The sequence below is a fragment of the Lactiplantibacillus argentoratensis genome (assembly GCF_037290055.1).
GTDB lineage: Bacteria > Bacillota > Bacilli > Lactobacillales > Lactobacillaceae > Lactiplantibacillus > Lactiplantibacillus plantarum.
In genome coordinates this window covers 1,198,956-1,213,429 of the sequence record NZ_CP147647.1, presented here as the reverse complement: position 1 = coordinate 1,213,429, position 14,474 = coordinate 1,198,956, and the positions used below count along the sequence as shown (strand labels likewise).

The window sequence follows — 14,474 nt, the reverse complement described above, 5'->3', positions numbered from 1 at the left end:
ATTTCATTAAAACTTCTAAGGTCCAAATAGGTCGCACAACTGTTGTCTAGCAATAATCTAACATCCCTCATAGGGTTTCCAACTTGGCCGCTGACGTCGGTTTACGCTAAATCAATTTAAAGACAGACTAAAAAAGCGGCCCCAGCGGGGCCACTTTTTTAAACATTATTTCATTTGATCTTCATAAATTTTTTCGTACTTTTGAATGTCACCAGCACCCATAAAGACAGCGACGGCATTGTGGTAAGCCGTTAAAGCAGACATGTCATCGGTCGTGATAATTTCACCACCATTGGGTAACTTAGCAGCTAAGTCTTTGGAGGAAACATCACCAGATTTTTCACGGGCAGAACTGAAGATATTGGTCAAAAAGACGTGATCTGCCTTGCTTAAGCTGGCTGCAAAGCCATCCATCAATGCTTTCGTCCGTGAGAACGTATGTGGTTGGAATACGGCCAGGATTTCCTTATCCGGATACTTTTGGCGTGCAGCATCCAATGTTGCTTTAATTTCTGATGGATGATGGGCGTAGTCGTCGATCATGACCATATCGCCAACTTGATGTTCTGAGAAACGTCGTTTAACCCCACTAAAGTCGAGGAGTTCCCGCCGAATTTCGTCTAAGTTCACCTTTTCAAAGTAAGAAACCGCAATAACAGCCGTGCTGTTTAAGACATTGTGTTCACCAAACAATGGAATTTCAAATTCCCCTAACGATTCATCGTGATACTTCACTTCAAATGAAGACCCCTTAGTCGTTCGTTTGATGTTCACCGCTTGAAAGTCGTCACGGTCATTCGTCCCGTAATAGTAAATTGGGGTATCAACATCGAGGTGTCGTAAACTTTCATCGTCACCCCAAGCAAAGATGCCCTTCTTCACTTGATTGCCAAATTGTTGGAAAGCGGATTGAACGTCAGCTAAATCCTTGTAGTAATCAGGATGGTCAAAGTCAACGTTCGTCATGATGGCATAATCGGGATGGTAAGCAACGAAGTGCCGGCGATATTCATCCGCTTCAAAAACGAAGAAACGCGCGTCAGGGGTGCCTTTACCGGTCCCATCACCAATCAAGTAACTGGTGGGAGCGATATGACTCAAAACGTGGGACAACAAACCAGTTGTCGACGTCTTCCCGTGAGTCCCGGCCACACCAATACTCGTGAAGCCTTCCATTAATTTTCCAAGAAATTCATGATAGCGATAAACGGGCAACCCCATTTCACGCGCCTTTTTGATTTCAGGATGGTCATCAGTAAATGAGTTCCCCGCAATCACTGTGAGGCCTTCGCGAATGTTATCTTCGGAAAACGGTAGCATCTTAATGCCAGCTGCAGCTAGACCTTTTTGCGTAAACGTATATTGTTCAATATCTGAGCCTTCAACTTGGTAACCCTTGTCATGTAAAATCAAGGCTAGTGAGCTCATCCCAGAGCCCTTGATCCCAACAAAATAATAAACCGTTGCTTTATCCATTATGCTAATAATCTCCCATATTCACAATTCATCAGTCATGAGGTGAATCGCTTTATTTTTAATTATGAATTGGCTTGTAATTTAGTTAAATCTGCCGCCGTGAAATAAACATCTCGTGGTTTGGAACCCTTAGCCGCTGAAACGTAGCCGCGACTTTCCAAATCATCAATAATATTGGCCGCCCGATTATAGCCAATCGAGAAGTTTCGTTGCAACTTCGATGTCGACATGGTGTCTTCATCGGCAATGTAAGCCAATGCTTCAGGCATCAAGTCATCTTCATTGCGGGCCGCTTCCTCGTGCTTCATTAGGCTGTCTGGTTGAAATTCATAGTGCGGTGCGGCCTGATCACGGACAAACTGAGTGATACTATCGATCTCACTGTCCACGAAGGTCCCCTGCAACCGAATCGGTGCGGGTTGGCCGTTACCAAGATACAACATATCACCGCGTCCCAACAGGCGTTCCGCCCCACTCGCGTCCAGAATCGTCCGCGAATCGATCTGGCTGGCAACCATGAAGGCCACCCGCGTTGGAATATTATTCTTGATCAAACCAGTAACCACATCAACACTTGGCCGCTGGGTCGCAACTAGTAAATGAATTCCTGCCGCACGGGCCTTCTGAGTAATCCGGGCAATGTAATCCTGAACCTCACTAGAAGCAACCATCATCAAATCAGCTAATTCGTCGATTACAATCACGATATACGGCATTTTTAGCGCCGGCTCATCATGTTCGTCGGCCAGTTTGTTGAATTGTTCAATGTTCCGGGCACCACCAGCGGCCAGTTTATCATACCGATTGTCCATCTCATCAACGACCCATTTCAGCGCTGCCGAAGCGGCTTTTGGTTCTGAAATCACGGGTGCTAATAAATGTGGAATCTCGTTGTATGGTGCTAGTTCTACGGCCTTCGGATCAATGAGCAACAATTTAACTTGTTGTGGGTTCGCCTTGTACAGGATCGAAACCAGGATACTATTGATGAAGACCGATTTTCCAGAACCCGTCGCCCCCGCAATCAAACCGTGCGGCATCTTCCGCAGGTCAGTGACTTGTGGTTGCCCGAATAAGTCGACACCGAGTGCGACCGTCAATGGTGACTTACTGTCGCGGAATTTGTCAGAATCTAAAACTTCGGACAGCATCACCGGCCGCGATTTTGCATTTGGAATTTCAATTCCAATCGTATTACGGCCAGGGATCGGCGCTTCAATTCGAATATCTTTTGCAGCCAAGGCCAATTTCAAATCATCATTTAAGTTGGTAATCTTGCTGACCTTGACGCCACGAGCAGGTTTTACTTGGAACTGAGTCACGGTTGGCCCGATCGTCCAATCGACAACGTTGGCATTGACACCAAATGCGTCCAGAGATTCATCTAACGCACTGGCCTTCTGCTCGATCCAATCATCCATCTCAGATTCATTGGCCACGATCGGTGCTTTCAACAGATTCAGCGGTGGCAAATGGTAAGCCGCTAATTCTTTGTCTTCAAGGACGGGGGCCGCTGAACCACCACTATGAACTAACCCAGGTTGTGAAGCCACTGCGGACGTTTCTGATAAAGCGGGACTAGTGGTAACTGCAGAAGTAGCCGCCTGTGACGGTGCCATAGTGACACTAGCCGCTCCCCCACTTTCTTGTGAAGGGACCGTGGATGCCACAACGCTGACTGGCGTGGCCGTTGCCGACGTCACTGCAGGACTTGTGCTAGTTGGCCGCATGCCAACCGGTTGATAAGGTTCTTCGTTAACGTGTGAACGCGTCTGCGCATGACTTGATTGTGGTGCTGCAGAAGCTGCCGTTGTTGGCTGATCCTTAAATAGCGCTAAGTCCGCCTGCGCATCGTGTTCAGCGGTCATAATATCTCCTAAGGATAGGCCTAGCCCATGTGCTGACTTGGGTGTCGCGCTAGTCGCAGCAGATTCTGTTTCATCATGATCAGCAGCCGCATTAACAGTTGCAGCAGATTCAGCAAGCGCGGAATCAGTTGGTTCAAACACTTCTGTCGGCCCTGCCGATACTGCCGAACTTGCCGCGCTAGGCGCATTTACGGCGGCCGCCGACGCTGCTAAACTTGGGTCAGTGGGCTCAAATACTTCCGTCGGGCCGGCCGATACTGCCGAACTTGCCGCGCGAGGCGCATTTACAGCCGCTGCCGACGCTGCTAAACTTGGGTCAGTGGGCTCAAATACTTCCGTGGGAGCCGTCACTACCACTGAATCATCGGTTTTAGGCGTATTAATTGCCGCAGCCGACACAGCTAATTCAGGAGTAGTAGGTTCAAACACTTCCGTTGGTCGCACAACCATCGCCGAAGCTGCGGACACCGCGGAATCACTGCCGGTCTGTGACGTGTTAGCCACGACCGTTTGAGCAGCCACGCTCGATGCTGCCTGACTAGTTACCGTTGTCGGGTCAACACTTGAAGCCATCTTCCGTTCCGCTTGACTAAGAACTGCCGAATCACTCGGGTGTTCAGCTTGACTCGTGCCCGTCCCACTATCAGAAAGCGGTTGTTGCAAATCAACAGCCGGTAAATCAATAGCTGCTGCATCCGCAAACAATAAGAAGGTCTCGGGCCGCTTATGCAAACTCGCTTCAATTTCTAAATAATTACGGTCATCGTGGTCCTGAATGATACCGCCATTTGTCAGCGCCGCACTAAGCTGGGCCGGTACCCGGGATGGGTGAAAAGTCCCATGGGTGCCACCGTTAAAGAGGGTCGCACTAGTTGCAGCACTGCTACTCGAAGTAGTTGCCTGACTCGTCACCTGCTTGGCGCTAGTTTGACTGGCTGGCCGTTTTGGCGCCACACTGGGTGCATCAGCAGTCGATTGTGGACTAGCCGATGCCGCTACAGGAGTTGATTGACTGGCCGCTGAATTATTCACTTGTGGTTTGTTAAATCGATATTTCCGGAAAAATGCCGGGCCATCATAATGGTTCATTTTCAATCATCCTAGTTTTTAATATCTGCAAATTAAGCGGTAAATAACGTCTGAGCGCGTTTAAAATCGAATGCCGCACCCACTGGCTGATAATCGGCGGGCAAAATCAAAGCCCCTGGCCGTTGTGGCGCGTTCGGTAATTGTAATTCTCGGCCTGAAACAATCATGCCATCACTCTCAACGCCCCGTAATTCGCCCGGCCAAATAATTAAGCCACTGGGCATCATTGCACCGACCTTGGCAACAACAACCAAAATATCCGCCTGCATATTAGGTGAACCACTCACGATTTGAAGTGGTTGATCCAAACCAACATTCGTCTTGGTAATCTGTAAATGATCAGACTTCGGATGTGATTCGGCTGATTCCACATAGCCGACCACAAACTTAGGGTCAGTGTCTAAAATTAATTCAGGTTCAAAATCATTGGTTTTTAATAAATTATTTAATTGCTCAACTTGTTCTGCCGTTAAGTGAACTTGACCATTGGCATCTAAGTCGCCTAACGTCTTGGAAACGTCAAAGAAATTATAGCCCAAGGTTTCTCCACTGTCAGCATCGCTAATACGCGTCACATTGGCATGTGTTTCAATCGTTTGGGTGGCCGTATCTGGTCGTAAAATGGTGATTAACGTGTCACCTAATTCGGATGGATTATAACTTGTAATTAACATGTGAAACCCCTTTACTCTCATTTTAGCGTTCAATATATTATTATAGCGTATTTTACTTAAATCATACTGATTAATTATGACTTTTCTTTGTATTCTCGTCAATCATTGGTATACTAAATTTAAATAAAACATTTCCTAGTCAAGTTAGCTGAAAGGAGACGCAACATCATGAATAAACAATTACAGTATGGCGGCTTGTTAGCGGTTGGGATGGCTGGTATCGCCGGGGGCTTTTCCGTTGGCGGCCTGTTCAAGCGGTTGCGCCGCCCCACCCCTAACCAAATTCTTAGCCAAGTCAAGCGCGCGTTTTTAAAGGAAGCGCCGATCGAAGGCTCGTGGATTGAAATGAAAAAATCCCCATTACAAAAGTTCGCATTGCGCACGGATGTCTACTATGGCGGCATTACCCGCTATGAAGATGGCCAGCTGGTACAGTACGAGTTTTTGGCCGATGCCAATACTGGTAGTATTTTAGACATTTACCGGCTTTAATAACTCACAATTGACTATCCGCATCAAAAATCAAAGATGAGCTTCTGGAATTAAGATTCCGGAAGCTTTTTTGATACTTCCGATAATTACACTCAATAAAAAACAGCGACCGCCGACGCGTTTCGCTGCTCTCAATCAGTCTATTTTGCTGGGAAAGTTGCAATAATCTTATAAATCGGACCCGCCGCACTGAACTTCTGTTCATATTCAGTCTCGACGTTATCCTCAGGTGTGGCAACCGCATGCAAGTCTAACCAAACTTGTTCAAATTGCATCCCAAAGTTATTCATGCTCGTTAATGAAAATTCGAATAGCCCCCGGTTATCAGTCTTAAATTCGATCTGACCGTTGGGTTTTAAGACTTCCCGGTAACTGCTCAAAAACGACTTGTGGGTCAAACGCCGCTTTTCATGCCGCGACTTCGGCCACGGATCAGAGAAATTCAGATATAAGCGATCAACTTCATGGGGTTCGAAAAAGGCAGTCACCGCTTGACCGTCCGCATGTGCCAATTGCAGGTTAGGCAACGGTGCCTCGACTAGCTTTTTCAAAATAATCGCAATCACCGAGGTCTGAATTTCAATGGCCACGTAATTAATTTCAGGATGACGCTTAGCCATTTCAATGATGAACTGGCCTTTTCCACTCCCCACCTCAATCTGGAGGGGCTGGGGTTTGGCAAAACGGCTTTGCCAGCGGCCTTTTAACTGAGTTGGATCTTCGGTAATAAGTTCGGGATGGGCGGCAATTAACTTTGGCGCCCATGGTTTATTTCTGACACGCATCTTGATTGACTCCTTCTTCATTTGCTTACTCAACAAAATCGCCGCGAATTCCATCTGGGACTCGCGGCGATTTTGTTGCTCGTCGTTACACTTCGTACTGCGATAATTCTTCTAAAAAGATAATTTCATGGTTCATCTGATGGTACTGATTCCGATAATAATTATCTTTGATATTCAATAGTAAATTAATCTTAGCATACCAGACCACTCGCGTCCGTAAGGCGGTCGTCATAGTCTCACCGTATTCACTAAGCCACTGTTGCCAATCACTTAACGGGACATATTCGCACAGTAGCATACTGATGTCTGACGCCGGATCCGCAAATCGGGCGGAATCCCAGTCAACCAAGTACAGTTGTTGGCGATCAGACAGTAACCAGTTCTTGTGGTTAAGATCACCGTGACAAACGCGATAATCAGTGGCCGGTAAAGTGGGTGCGGTTCCTCTTAATTCATCCAGAACCCGGGCCATTAACGGATGGTGCCGTAAATCATCTGGTAAATCTTGTAAGTATTGCTGAATAAAGTCTTGTGGGCGGACACTCTGACCACCGACTTTTCTTAACATCCGGTGAAGCAACTCGGAATTGTGCACACGTGCCAATAAATGCGCCACTTCAGGCAGCCGCATTTGTTGCTTCGTTAAAGTTTGACCATTCAACCACTCTTGGGCTGTCAGCGTATCCCCGCTTGAGATACGCTTCGTCCAGATTAATCGCGGGGTAATTTCTTCCATCGACAGCGCCGCTAGGAACGGCGAGGCGTTTCGCTTTAAGAACAATCGTTGGTGATTTTTTTTGCCCATGAAAGCTTTATTCGTATTCCCATAGATCGGATAAACGTCCCAGCCATCATCAAGTTCGAAATCCATCAGCCCCACTCCTCTCAAAATTTATTTAATGACTCATTATTATTTGACTTAACAATCACATTTTATAGACGAAAGTTGAATCCGTCAAGTCCTTTTTAACCCTTGATACATCAAGGTTTTAAGCTAATCTTAATTTTAAATACCAAGTAACTAAGAGATAGATTTCAATCACGTTAATGATGAGCAAAATCCCAACTTGAGCTAACGGTGCGTTGCTTAACCAGAACGCAACTAAAAAGATTAATCCCGTCAAACTTAACACGTTTCGCAATAACCGCTGAAAGTTTTTCACCCGCTGTTTAGTTGCCAGCGGATAAATGTGCGTAAAAACTATATTATCGTATTGCTTGTAAAACGGCAACAATTGAAACCCAATCAAGTAAATAAATAAGGCGTCCAACGCCATCGCTAACCAACCGTGCCCACTAAAGTACAGTAGCACCGCACCGATGACGGTCAAACGAACCACTAACCCGCTAAATTCCGTGCCGCGCAACATGCCCCGTGTATATAGGTAGCCAAACGCATGCTGCTGGTCCTTAGGTAACCACCGTAGTAACCAGTCCAGGTACCGACGACGTTTGACACTGCCTTGCACCATTGGTACATCCGTAAATAAATTAAAGAATCGATAAATCCCTAACATACGGTTGGCTTCGGCTTTGATGTCGTCACGCCAAGCAATCACCGTGGTCGACCAAATTCGTTGGTGCAAATAACGTTGTCCCACCGCAATCGCGATGGCCATTACGGCACTCAACCACGGCGTCACTAGTAGTCCCACTGCCAATGTGACGAACGCGCCGGCCCAGTTCAGGGGGCGCAACCACCGCTGCATGGCTGGCTTCACTTGATAGAGATGCGTCACGCTCAGCGTTAACTGGGCATCCTTTAACGCCAACTGGGTGATGAGTAACGCCAGCAACGACCAGCCCGTCATCTGATCAACGATCATGAGCAACGGCACGGTCAAACCAACAAAAACCACTTGGACTGCTTGTGCCAACCACCAACTATAGCGCCACGCTTTCACGAAGTACGCATGCACATCCCGTTCACGTGGTAACAGGAAAACGGTATCGGCCGGTTCTAATAACGTTGCGATATGACTGACACTTAGGCCCGCCCATAATAAGAGACCGAGCACCCAAACGATCCACGTCTGCTGAGGGCCAAGCGTCTTGAGCCAATTGGAATAAGCCAGCCCGAGTCCGCCGACAAAAAACATTAATGCAATGACAAAGTGATCATTGAACACCAATCTTAGGTAGCGCAACATCCGACGCAGATGCCGCTGCAACCGCGTTTGAAATAACTCATTCATCACGAGTCACCCCGGTCAATGAAAGATAAATATCGTTTAACGACTCACCCGCATCCGGATAATTCGCTTTGATTTCAGCAAAAGTCCCCTGTGTCTGTACTTCACCAGCATGCAATAATACAAACTTATCACAAGCTTTTTCAGCCGTGTCCAAAACGTGCGTCGACATAAGAACAGCGGCGCCCTGTGCTTTGACTGTCGCAATCAATGCCAACAAGTCGTGCACCGCCAAAGGGTCCAGCCCTAAGAAAGGCTCATCAATAATGAATAACTTAGCGTTAGTGATGAACGCACAAACAATCATGACTTTCTGTTTCATTCCCTTTGAGAAGTTCGCGGGGAACCAATCCAACTTGTTAGCCAATCGGAAAGTTTTCAATAAGTCATGAGCCCGTTGCCACGCCTGTTCTTGGTCTAAACCATACGCCAGCATCGTCATTTCTAGATGTTCTTTTAATGTTAACTCTTCATATAAGATAGGTGTTTCTGGAATGTACGCAATTTGGCTCTTATAGTTTTGAGGATCTTGTGCCAATGTCACACCATTGAGGGCAATTGAACCCTTCATGGGCGTCAGCAAACCGATAATATGATTAATAGTCGTTGACTTTCCGGCCCCGTTAAGTCCGATCAAGCCCACTAATTCACCAGGTTCAACTTGAAAACTAATATCTTTTAAGACGGGAATTTGCGAATACCCACCAACTAAGTGTTGTACCGCTAATGTCATAACGTTAACCTCTTTCTGTGTTGGTATAAGTGCTCCCATTATAGCATAGCCATCACGACACCCTCTATTTGGTTGGCTCATTGACCCCCGACTTTACCGAAACTTCAGTAAATTATTGTTAATCAGACCACCTGATTTTGATTGCCACAACGCCGATAGTGTATAATGAACCCAACTAATAAATAAAGAAGGTTATCACATGACAGCTTTTGAACCAAAACTCGATGACGATTGTATCTTTTGTAAAATAATTAAGGGCGATATTCCGAGCTATACCGTTTATGAAGACGACATGGTCAAAGCCTTTCTTGACATCTCGCAAGGTACTCCTGGTCACACCTTAGTCGTACCGAAGACGCACGTTGCCGATATTTTCGGTTACGATCGTGATCTTGCCAGCATCGTGTTTGCGCGGATTCCTGAAATCGCCCGCGCTATCAAAGCAACTGACGAGAATATCATTGGCATGAATATCGTTAACAATAATGGTGCGGTCGCTTATCAGTCCGTCTTCCACTCCCATTTTCACCTCATTCCCCGCTACAGCGATAAAGATGATTTTCGGATGATCTTCAAGGACAACGCTAAAAAATATGACGAAACCGACTACACTCGCTTACAGAACGCCATTAAAACTGAATTAGCTAATTAGGAGGCCCCCCATGGCAAAGTTTATTCGTAACAGCTTGATTGGTCTGGGTCTCAGTGCTGCTACCTACATGTTGATCAATCAAAAAACACCTAAAGCGCTCTACACAGACATCAAAAGTTACGTGCAAGACGTTTTAGATGCCGCTGACAACTTACAAGACGCGCGTGAAGAGTTTAGCGATGCTCAGAGCAATCTCAGTGTGCAAATGGCCCACGCCGCGGAGGTTTTTGATGACATTCAGACTGAATTGGATAAATTTCAGTTTAAGATCGAACCCCACGTCGCCATCATGAAAAAGCGTGCGGATCACTTACAAGATACTTTAGACCATTTAACTAAGACAACCGACTAATTGAGAATCGTGTGGTCGCATACGACCCACGATTCTTTTGTTTGCTATCTTAACAAGCTTGTTTCGTTTAAATTCACTGACGCATTAGGTAGAATTTATGAAGAGGCTGTGAAATCTCTGAAAATTTTGTAAAGATTTCCATATGCATGCAGAAGCTTTAATAGATATGGTATAGTAGTCGTTGAAGTCTGCTAATGCAGAACGATTTCAAGAATAGGATGTGTTTTAGGAATGAAGAAATGGCTCATTGCCCTTGCTGGTGTCTTACTAACCTTCACCTTAGCTGGTTGTGGTAGCAAGACCGTTGCATCAACTTCCGGTGGTAAGATTACCGAAAGCCAATATTACAGTAGTATGAAGGGAACCTCTTCAGGTAAACAAGTCTTGCAACAAATGATCCTGAACAAGGTGCTCGAAAAGGATTACGGTTCAAAAGTTTCGACTAAGCAAGTGACGAAGCAATACAATACTTACAAGTCACAATATGGTAGTTCTTTCTCAACCGTCTTATCACAAAATGGTTTGACGACCAAGACCTTCAAGGAACAATTACGTTCTAACTTATTATTGAAGGAAGCCGTTAAAGATAAGGTCAAGATTACTGACAAAGCTTTGAAGAAGCAATGGAAGTCTTACGAACCTAAAGTCACGGTTCAACATATCCTAGTTGCCAAATCAGCAACTGCTGACAAAGTCTTAGACGCTTTGAAGAAGGATTCTAGCCAAGCCAACTTTACGAAGTTAGCCAAGAAGTATTCAACTGATACAACGACTAAGAATGATGGTGGTAAGTTATCAGCCTTTGATAACACGAACACGAGCTACTCATCTAAATTCTTGACAGCCGCTTTCAAGTTGAAGAACGGTGAATACACCACTTCTGCTGTTAAGACCAGCAACGGTTATGAAATTATTCGGATGATCAAGAACCCTGGTAAGGGTAAGATGTCTGATCACACCGCTGATTTGAAGAAACAAATTTGGGACAATGATATGAGCGACTCCACAGTCTTACAAAACGTTGTTTCTAAAGTGCTTAAGGGTGGGAACGTTTCAATCAAGGATAACGATTTGAAGGATATCTTATCGTCATACCTTTCAACCTCATCTTCATCAAGCTCTAACTAATTACGTTAATTAAGCCACCCCGACATTTAACCTGTCGGGGTGGCTTTTTGTGTGGAATCATGATTTTGAACGCTTTGCACCAGACCACCGATAACTATATCCCGGGAACGCCTCCCAAGCGACTCAATCACATCCAAACAATTCACGCCGACAGACTACCCGTCAGCTAGCTGGTCGCAAACTTATCAGTAAACACCTCAAAATGGGCATTGAGCAGTTGATGGTTTAAGGTTTGTTGCCACCACTTGGTATCCACCGGAATATCAGGATGCCAAGCAGCAGTTAAGGCCGCGGTAATCGTAGCAATCGTATCCGTATCGCCGCCAAAGTTAACAGCCGCTAACACCGCTTCCCGTGGCGTCTGGTAGTTTAAAGCTACCCAACATGCGGCCAACAAGGTATCCACAACGTAACCACTCGTCCGAATGACCCCGGCTTTTGTTTGGGCGAAGTCTGGTGAAAATAACGCGCCGTATGTGTCCAGTTCACCTAAAAGTGTCACATCCTTGATCGTACTGATTAGTAATTCACGCACTGATACCAGTGCGGCGGGCAACGCTTGTCCCTGATGAAGCGCATGCAACACTTCCAAATAAATTAGACTCGCCACAACTGAACGAGCATGACCATGTGTCAACATCGTATAATTTCTAGTTATCGTCAGTCGATGTGCGACGCTTGTGTCATTCTGCAGAGCCACCGCTAACGGCGCTGGTAAAGGCACTTCGGTTAAAGTTTGGGATCCAAGTGATGTCACTTTGACGATTCCCAAAAGCACGGCCAAACCAGGAGCCTACAGCAACACTTTGACATGGACCTTGACCGCTGCTACCCCTAGCTAACCATAAGGAGGGATCGCCCATGTTTAACCGCTTTTGTCTTAGCACGGGGTTAGCGACTTTAGGGTTAATGGCAACCAGTTTGACGGCTCTCGGGGCAACGACTAATGGTACCGTGACTTTTCAAGATGATACTAGTGCCACGGCCCCAGTCGATCCCACTAGTCCCAACGTCCCGTTGACAACCACCGATCCGAATAATCCGGCAACTAACAATACCGGAACATTGACCCTCGATGTGGCCCCCAAAACTATCGACTTTGGTACCGTCACCACGTCCAACGCAGCCAAAACTTACACTGCAATTGGCAACTACAATCAATATCTACAAGTATCGGACAAACGCACCACTGCCAACGGCTGGCAAGTCAACGTTAAGCAAGACCGGACGTTAACTAACGCTAGTAATAACCACGTGCTGACTGGTGCGGTGATTCACCTACCCCAAGGAACTGCACGTAATTCGCTAAACGAGCCCGCCTCAGTAGCCGATTCCAATTTAGTTGTTGCTCCCAGTGTAAGCGTAACCACCGCCGACCAAGTCGTTTTCAGTGCCCCCAACCGAGCGGGTGTTGGTAAAGCCACTTCCACGAACACTTGGAACGCGGGTGCCGTGACCCTTTCAATCCCTAAGCTGACAGCCCAAGTCGGTAACTACACGAACAACTTGGTTTGGACGCTAGTCGCCGCAACCACTAACTAGGAGGTAATCATGAAAAAATTGATGTGCTTATTCGGCGTAATTGGTGGCTTGGTTTTCATGAGTTGGACCTCACCAAGCATCCAGGCCACCGCTACCAATGCCGAAGTTCAATATAGTGTTAACAAAATCAGTCCCGGCCAAGAAGTCGATGCTAGCAGTCCCTTTTTCGACCTTAAAGCCAAGGCGGGCACCACCCGTAAAATTCAGGCGCGAGTCTATAACCCGACTGACCAAGCAATTACGGTCAAGACCCGGCTACTCACGACATTTACGAATGACTCAGGCCAAATCGCTTACACCCAAACAGCCAAACGATACGATGCCAGCTTGAAATATCGTTTTGATCAAATTGCGACTTTGGCAACCGGTTCCGACAAAGTCACCGTCCCCGCCAAAAGTAACCGGGTCGTCAGCGCCACCATCAACATTCCCCAAGGATTCGATACCGGTGTAATCTTAGGCTCATGGTACTTCGAAAAAATGGGGCAAGGCGCCAAAAAAGCGTCTAAGGGCGTCAATATTAACCAAAAATACAGTTATGCGTTAGCGGTTAAACTGACGGCCAAAGAAATCGCAGTGCCTAAATTGACTTTAGGGACGGTCACTCCTGGATTACGCAACTATCGCAAAGTCGTGCTCGCGTCCATTCGGAACCCAGAACCGGCAGTGGTCTCGCAATTAAAATTAACCACTAAGGTCACGAAAAAAGGCAGTTCCAAGGTACTCTATCAGAACAGTAGCGACAACTTGATCATGGCCCCTAATTCAAATTTCACTTACCCCACTTTCTTAGACGATCAAGTCATGCGGGCGGGCGATTACACCTTATCGGTCACCGCAACGACTAACGACGCTAAGTGGGCCAAGAAAACTTGGCATTGGTCCCGGGACTTTAAGATTACGACTGAACAAGCACGTCAAAATAATCAAAAAGCTAAAAATGACCCGGCCGCCCCCATCAGTATCTGGTGGTACGTCCTAATCGTCATCGTGATTGCGGGCCTGTCTGCCGGGATCGTTTATCTGATTATGCAACGACACAATCACAGATCCTAAATAAGCAGTTAATTTTAGATTATCTTCTAGCTTGGCACGCAAACAAGGAGGTTATCACTATGGCTAAATTCAGGCGGCTAGTTCTACTATCATTGAGCCTTGGACTAGCCCTCGCTGGTGGTTGTCGGAGTCCCGACGCCCTAGCGGCTACCCCAACTGACACTAATGTAACCTTGACCGACTGGCAAGCCGGGACGGATCTGACAAATTTCCAACACCCCCGTCCCCACCAATATCTAGCGGTACCCAACATCATCGCCACTGCTAATCAACAGGCTTCGACTCAGACACCATCATCCGCGGCGATCCGTCCGGATCAATCAGTGCTACCACAAACGAATGAAGCCCGCCAACTGTTAGCCTGGTTAGGTCTGTTGACAGCTGGCTTGACTGGTTGGCTCGTGTGGCTCATGCAACGCCGAAGGGAGTGATCAA

General features: G+C 46.6%; 16 protein-coding genes. 8 read left to right on the top strand and 8 right to left on the bottom strand.

Annotated elements, in window-relative coordinates; genetic code table 11:
- Positions 1–165: 165 nt before the first annotated feature.
- The 3 genes from murC to ytpR form a co-directional block, all read right to left on the bottom strand.
- Positions 166–1,476 carry a UDP-N-acetylmuramate--L-alanine ligase gene (murC, locus tag V7R88_RS05595; protein ID WP_003640259.1) on the bottom strand — a complete coding sequence of 437 codons (1,311 nt, stop codon included), beginning with the start codon at positions 1,474–1,476 and terminating at the stop codon, positions 166–168.
- A 62-nt stretch (positions 1,477–1,538) separates the two neighbouring features.
- The gene (locus tag V7R88_RS05590; RefSeq protein WP_152706993.1) at positions 1,539–4,433 is read right to left on the bottom strand and encodes a DNA translocase FtsK; all 2,895 of its coding nucleotides are present in this window, start codon (positions 4,431–4,433) and stop codon (positions 1,539–1,541) included.
- 32 nt (positions 4,434–4,465) lie between these two features.
- On the bottom strand, positions 4,466–5,107 hold the full coding sequence (gene ytpR, locus V7R88_RS05585) for a YtpR family tRNA-binding protein (RefSeq protein ID WP_338816551.1): 642 nt from the start codon (positions 5,105–5,107) through the stop codon (positions 4,466–4,468).
- A 168-nt stretch (positions 5,108–5,275) separates the two neighbouring features.
- Here ytpR and V7R88_RS05580 point away from each other — a divergent pair, with 168 nt between their 5' ends.
- Positions 5,276–5,599 carry a PepSY domain-containing protein gene (locus V7R88_RS05580; RefSeq protein ID WP_003640256.1) on the top strand — a complete coding sequence of 108 codons (324 nt, stop codon included), beginning with the start codon at positions 5,276–5,278 and terminating at the stop codon, positions 5,597–5,599.
- Between the two features lie 140 nt (positions 5,600–5,739).
- Here the strand turns inward: V7R88_RS05580 and trmB are convergent, their stop codons facing one another.
- The 4 genes from trmB to V7R88_RS05560 all read right to left on the bottom strand — a co-directional run bounded on the left by trmB (position 5,740) and on the right by V7R88_RS05560 (position 9,309).
- A complete protein-coding gene (gene trmB / locus V7R88_RS05575; protein ID WP_152706995.1) occupies positions 5,740–6,384 on the bottom strand; it encodes a tRNA (guanosine(46)-N7)-methyltransferase TrmB in 645 nt (214 codons plus the stop codon).
- A gap of 85 nt (positions 6,385–6,469) precedes the next feature.
- Complete coding sequence (locus tag V7R88_RS05570) at positions 6,470–7,255, bottom strand: phosphotransferase family protein (RefSeq protein WP_003640254.1); 786 nt, start codon at positions 7,253–7,255, stop codon at positions 6,470–6,472.
- 118 nt (positions 7,256–7,373) lie between these two features.
- Complete coding sequence (locus V7R88_RS05565; RefSeq protein WP_060598903.1) at positions 7,374–8,579, bottom strand: ABC transporter permease; 1,206 nt, start codon at positions 8,577–8,579, stop codon at positions 7,374–7,376.
- The gene (locus tag V7R88_RS05560; RefSeq protein WP_054399219.1) at positions 8,572–9,309 is read right to left on the bottom strand and encodes an ABC transporter ATP-binding protein; all 738 of its coding nucleotides are present in this window, start codon (positions 9,307–9,309) and stop codon (positions 8,572–8,574) included. Before V7R88_RS05560 ends, V7R88_RS05565 begins: the two co-directional genes overlap by 8 nt.
- 199 nt (positions 9,310–9,508) lie before the next feature.
- Between V7R88_RS05560 and V7R88_RS05555 the strand changes: the two genes are divergently transcribed.
- The 3 genes from V7R88_RS05555 (at position 9,509) to V7R88_RS05545 (ending at position 11,441) form a co-directional block, all read left to right on the top strand.
- A complete protein-coding gene (locus V7R88_RS05555; RefSeq protein ID WP_003640251.1) occupies positions 9,509–9,961 on the top strand; it encodes an HIT family protein in 453 nt (150 codons plus the stop codon).
- A 10-nt stretch (positions 9,962–9,971) separates the two neighbouring features.
- Positions 9,972–10,313 carry a YtxH domain-containing protein gene (locus V7R88_RS05550; protein WP_003645204.1) on the top strand — a complete coding sequence of 114 codons (342 nt, stop codon included), beginning with the start codon at positions 9,972–9,974 and terminating at the stop codon, positions 10,311–10,313.
- Positions 10,314–10,544: 231 nt separating this feature from the next.
- The gene (locus V7R88_RS05545; protein WP_003640249.1) at positions 10,545–11,441 is read left to right on the top strand and encodes a peptidylprolyl isomerase PrsA; all 897 of its coding nucleotides are present in this window, start codon (positions 10,545–10,547) and stop codon (positions 11,439–11,441) included.
- Between the two features lie 166 nt (positions 11,442–11,607).
- Here the strand turns inward: V7R88_RS05545 and V7R88_RS05540 are convergent, their stop codons facing one another.
- Entirely contained in the window at positions 11,608–12,198 is a 591-nt protein-coding gene (locus tag V7R88_RS05540; RefSeq protein ID WP_226319955.1) for an ADP-ribosylglycohydrolase family protein, read from the bottom strand.
- On the opposite strand from V7R88_RS05540, the gene V7R88_RS05535 reads away from it, so the two are divergent.
- The 4 genes from V7R88_RS05535 to V7R88_RS05520 are packed head-to-tail and all read left to right on the top strand — an operon-like array spanning position 12,122 to position 14,470.
- Positions 12,122–12,283: a WxL domain-containing protein gene (locus V7R88_RS05535; protein ID WP_226319954.1), complete on the top strand. Its 162-nt coding sequence runs from the start codon at positions 12,122–12,124 to the stop codon at positions 12,281–12,283. The two genes, V7R88_RS05540 and V7R88_RS05535, sit on opposite strands and share 77 nt — an antisense overlap.
- Positions 12,284–12,302: 19 nt before the next feature.
- Complete coding sequence (locus V7R88_RS05530; protein ID WP_054399221.1) at positions 12,303–12,983, top strand: WxL domain-containing protein; 681 nt, start codon at positions 12,303–12,305, stop codon at positions 12,981–12,983.
- Between the two features lie 9 nt (positions 12,984–12,992).
- A complete protein-coding gene (locus V7R88_RS05525; RefSeq protein WP_152706997.1) occupies positions 12,993–14,039 on the top strand; it encodes a DUF916 and DUF3324 domain-containing protein in 1,047 nt (348 codons plus the stop codon).
- Positions 14,040–14,098: 59 nt separating this feature from the next.
- The gene (locus tag V7R88_RS05520) at positions 14,099–14,470 is read left to right on the top strand and encodes an LPXTG cell wall anchor domain-containing protein (RefSeq protein WP_054399228.1); all 372 of its coding nucleotides are present in this window, start codon (positions 14,099–14,101) and stop codon (positions 14,468–14,470) included.
- Positions 14,471–14,474: the final 4 nt, after the last annotated feature.

Excerpts from the sequence above, each read along its gene's own strand:
- murC (WP_003640259.1), bottom strand. The coding sequence starts at position 1,476 with ATGGATAAAGCAACGGTTTATTATTTTGTTGGGATCAAGGGCTCTGGG.
- V7R88_RS05590 (WP_152706993.1), bottom strand. The coding sequence starts at position 4,433 with ATGAACCATTATGATGGCCCGGCATTTTTCCGGAAATATCGATTTAAC.
- ytpR (WP_338816551.1), bottom strand. The coding sequence starts at position 5,107 with ATGTTAATTACAAGTTATAATCCATCCGAATTAGGTGACACGTTAATC.
- V7R88_RS05580 (WP_003640256.1), top strand. The coding sequence starts at position 5,276 with ATGAATAAACAATTACAGTATGGCGGCTTGTTAGCGGTTGGGATGGCT.
- trmB (WP_152706995.1), bottom strand. The coding sequence starts at position 6,384 with ATGCGTGTCAGAAATAAACCATGGGCGCCAAAGTTAATTGCCGCCCAT.
- V7R88_RS05570 (WP_003640254.1), bottom strand. The coding sequence starts at position 7,255 with ATGGATTTCGAACTTGATGATGGCTGGGACGTTTATCCGATCTATGGG.
- V7R88_RS05565 (WP_060598903.1), bottom strand. The coding sequence starts at position 8,579 with ATGAATGAGTTATTTCAAACGCGGTTGCAGCGGCATCTGCGTCGGATG.
- V7R88_RS05560 (WP_054399219.1), bottom strand. The coding sequence starts at position 9,309 with ATGACATTAGCGGTACAACACTTAGTTGGTGGGTATTCGCAAATTCCC.
- V7R88_RS05555 (WP_003640251.1), top strand. The coding sequence starts at position 9,509 with ATGACAGCTTTTGAACCAAAACTCGATGACGATTGTATCTTTTGTAAA.
- V7R88_RS05550 (WP_003645204.1), top strand. The coding sequence starts at position 9,972 with ATGGCAAAGTTTATTCGTAACAGCTTGATTGGTCTGGGTCTCAGTGCT.
- V7R88_RS05545 (WP_003640249.1), top strand. The coding sequence starts at position 10,545 with ATGAAGAAATGGCTCATTGCCCTTGCTGGTGTCTTACTAACCTTCACC.
- V7R88_RS05530 (WP_054399221.1), top strand. The coding sequence starts at position 12,303 with ATGTTTAACCGCTTTTGTCTTAGCACGGGGTTAGCGACTTTAGGGTTA.
- V7R88_RS05525 (WP_152706997.1), top strand. The coding sequence starts at position 12,993 with ATGAAAAAATTGATGTGCTTATTCGGCGTAATTGGTGGCTTGGTTTTC.
- V7R88_RS05520 (WP_054399228.1), top strand. The coding sequence starts at position 14,099 with ATGGCTAAATTCAGGCGGCTAGTTCTACTATCATTGAGCCTTGGACTA.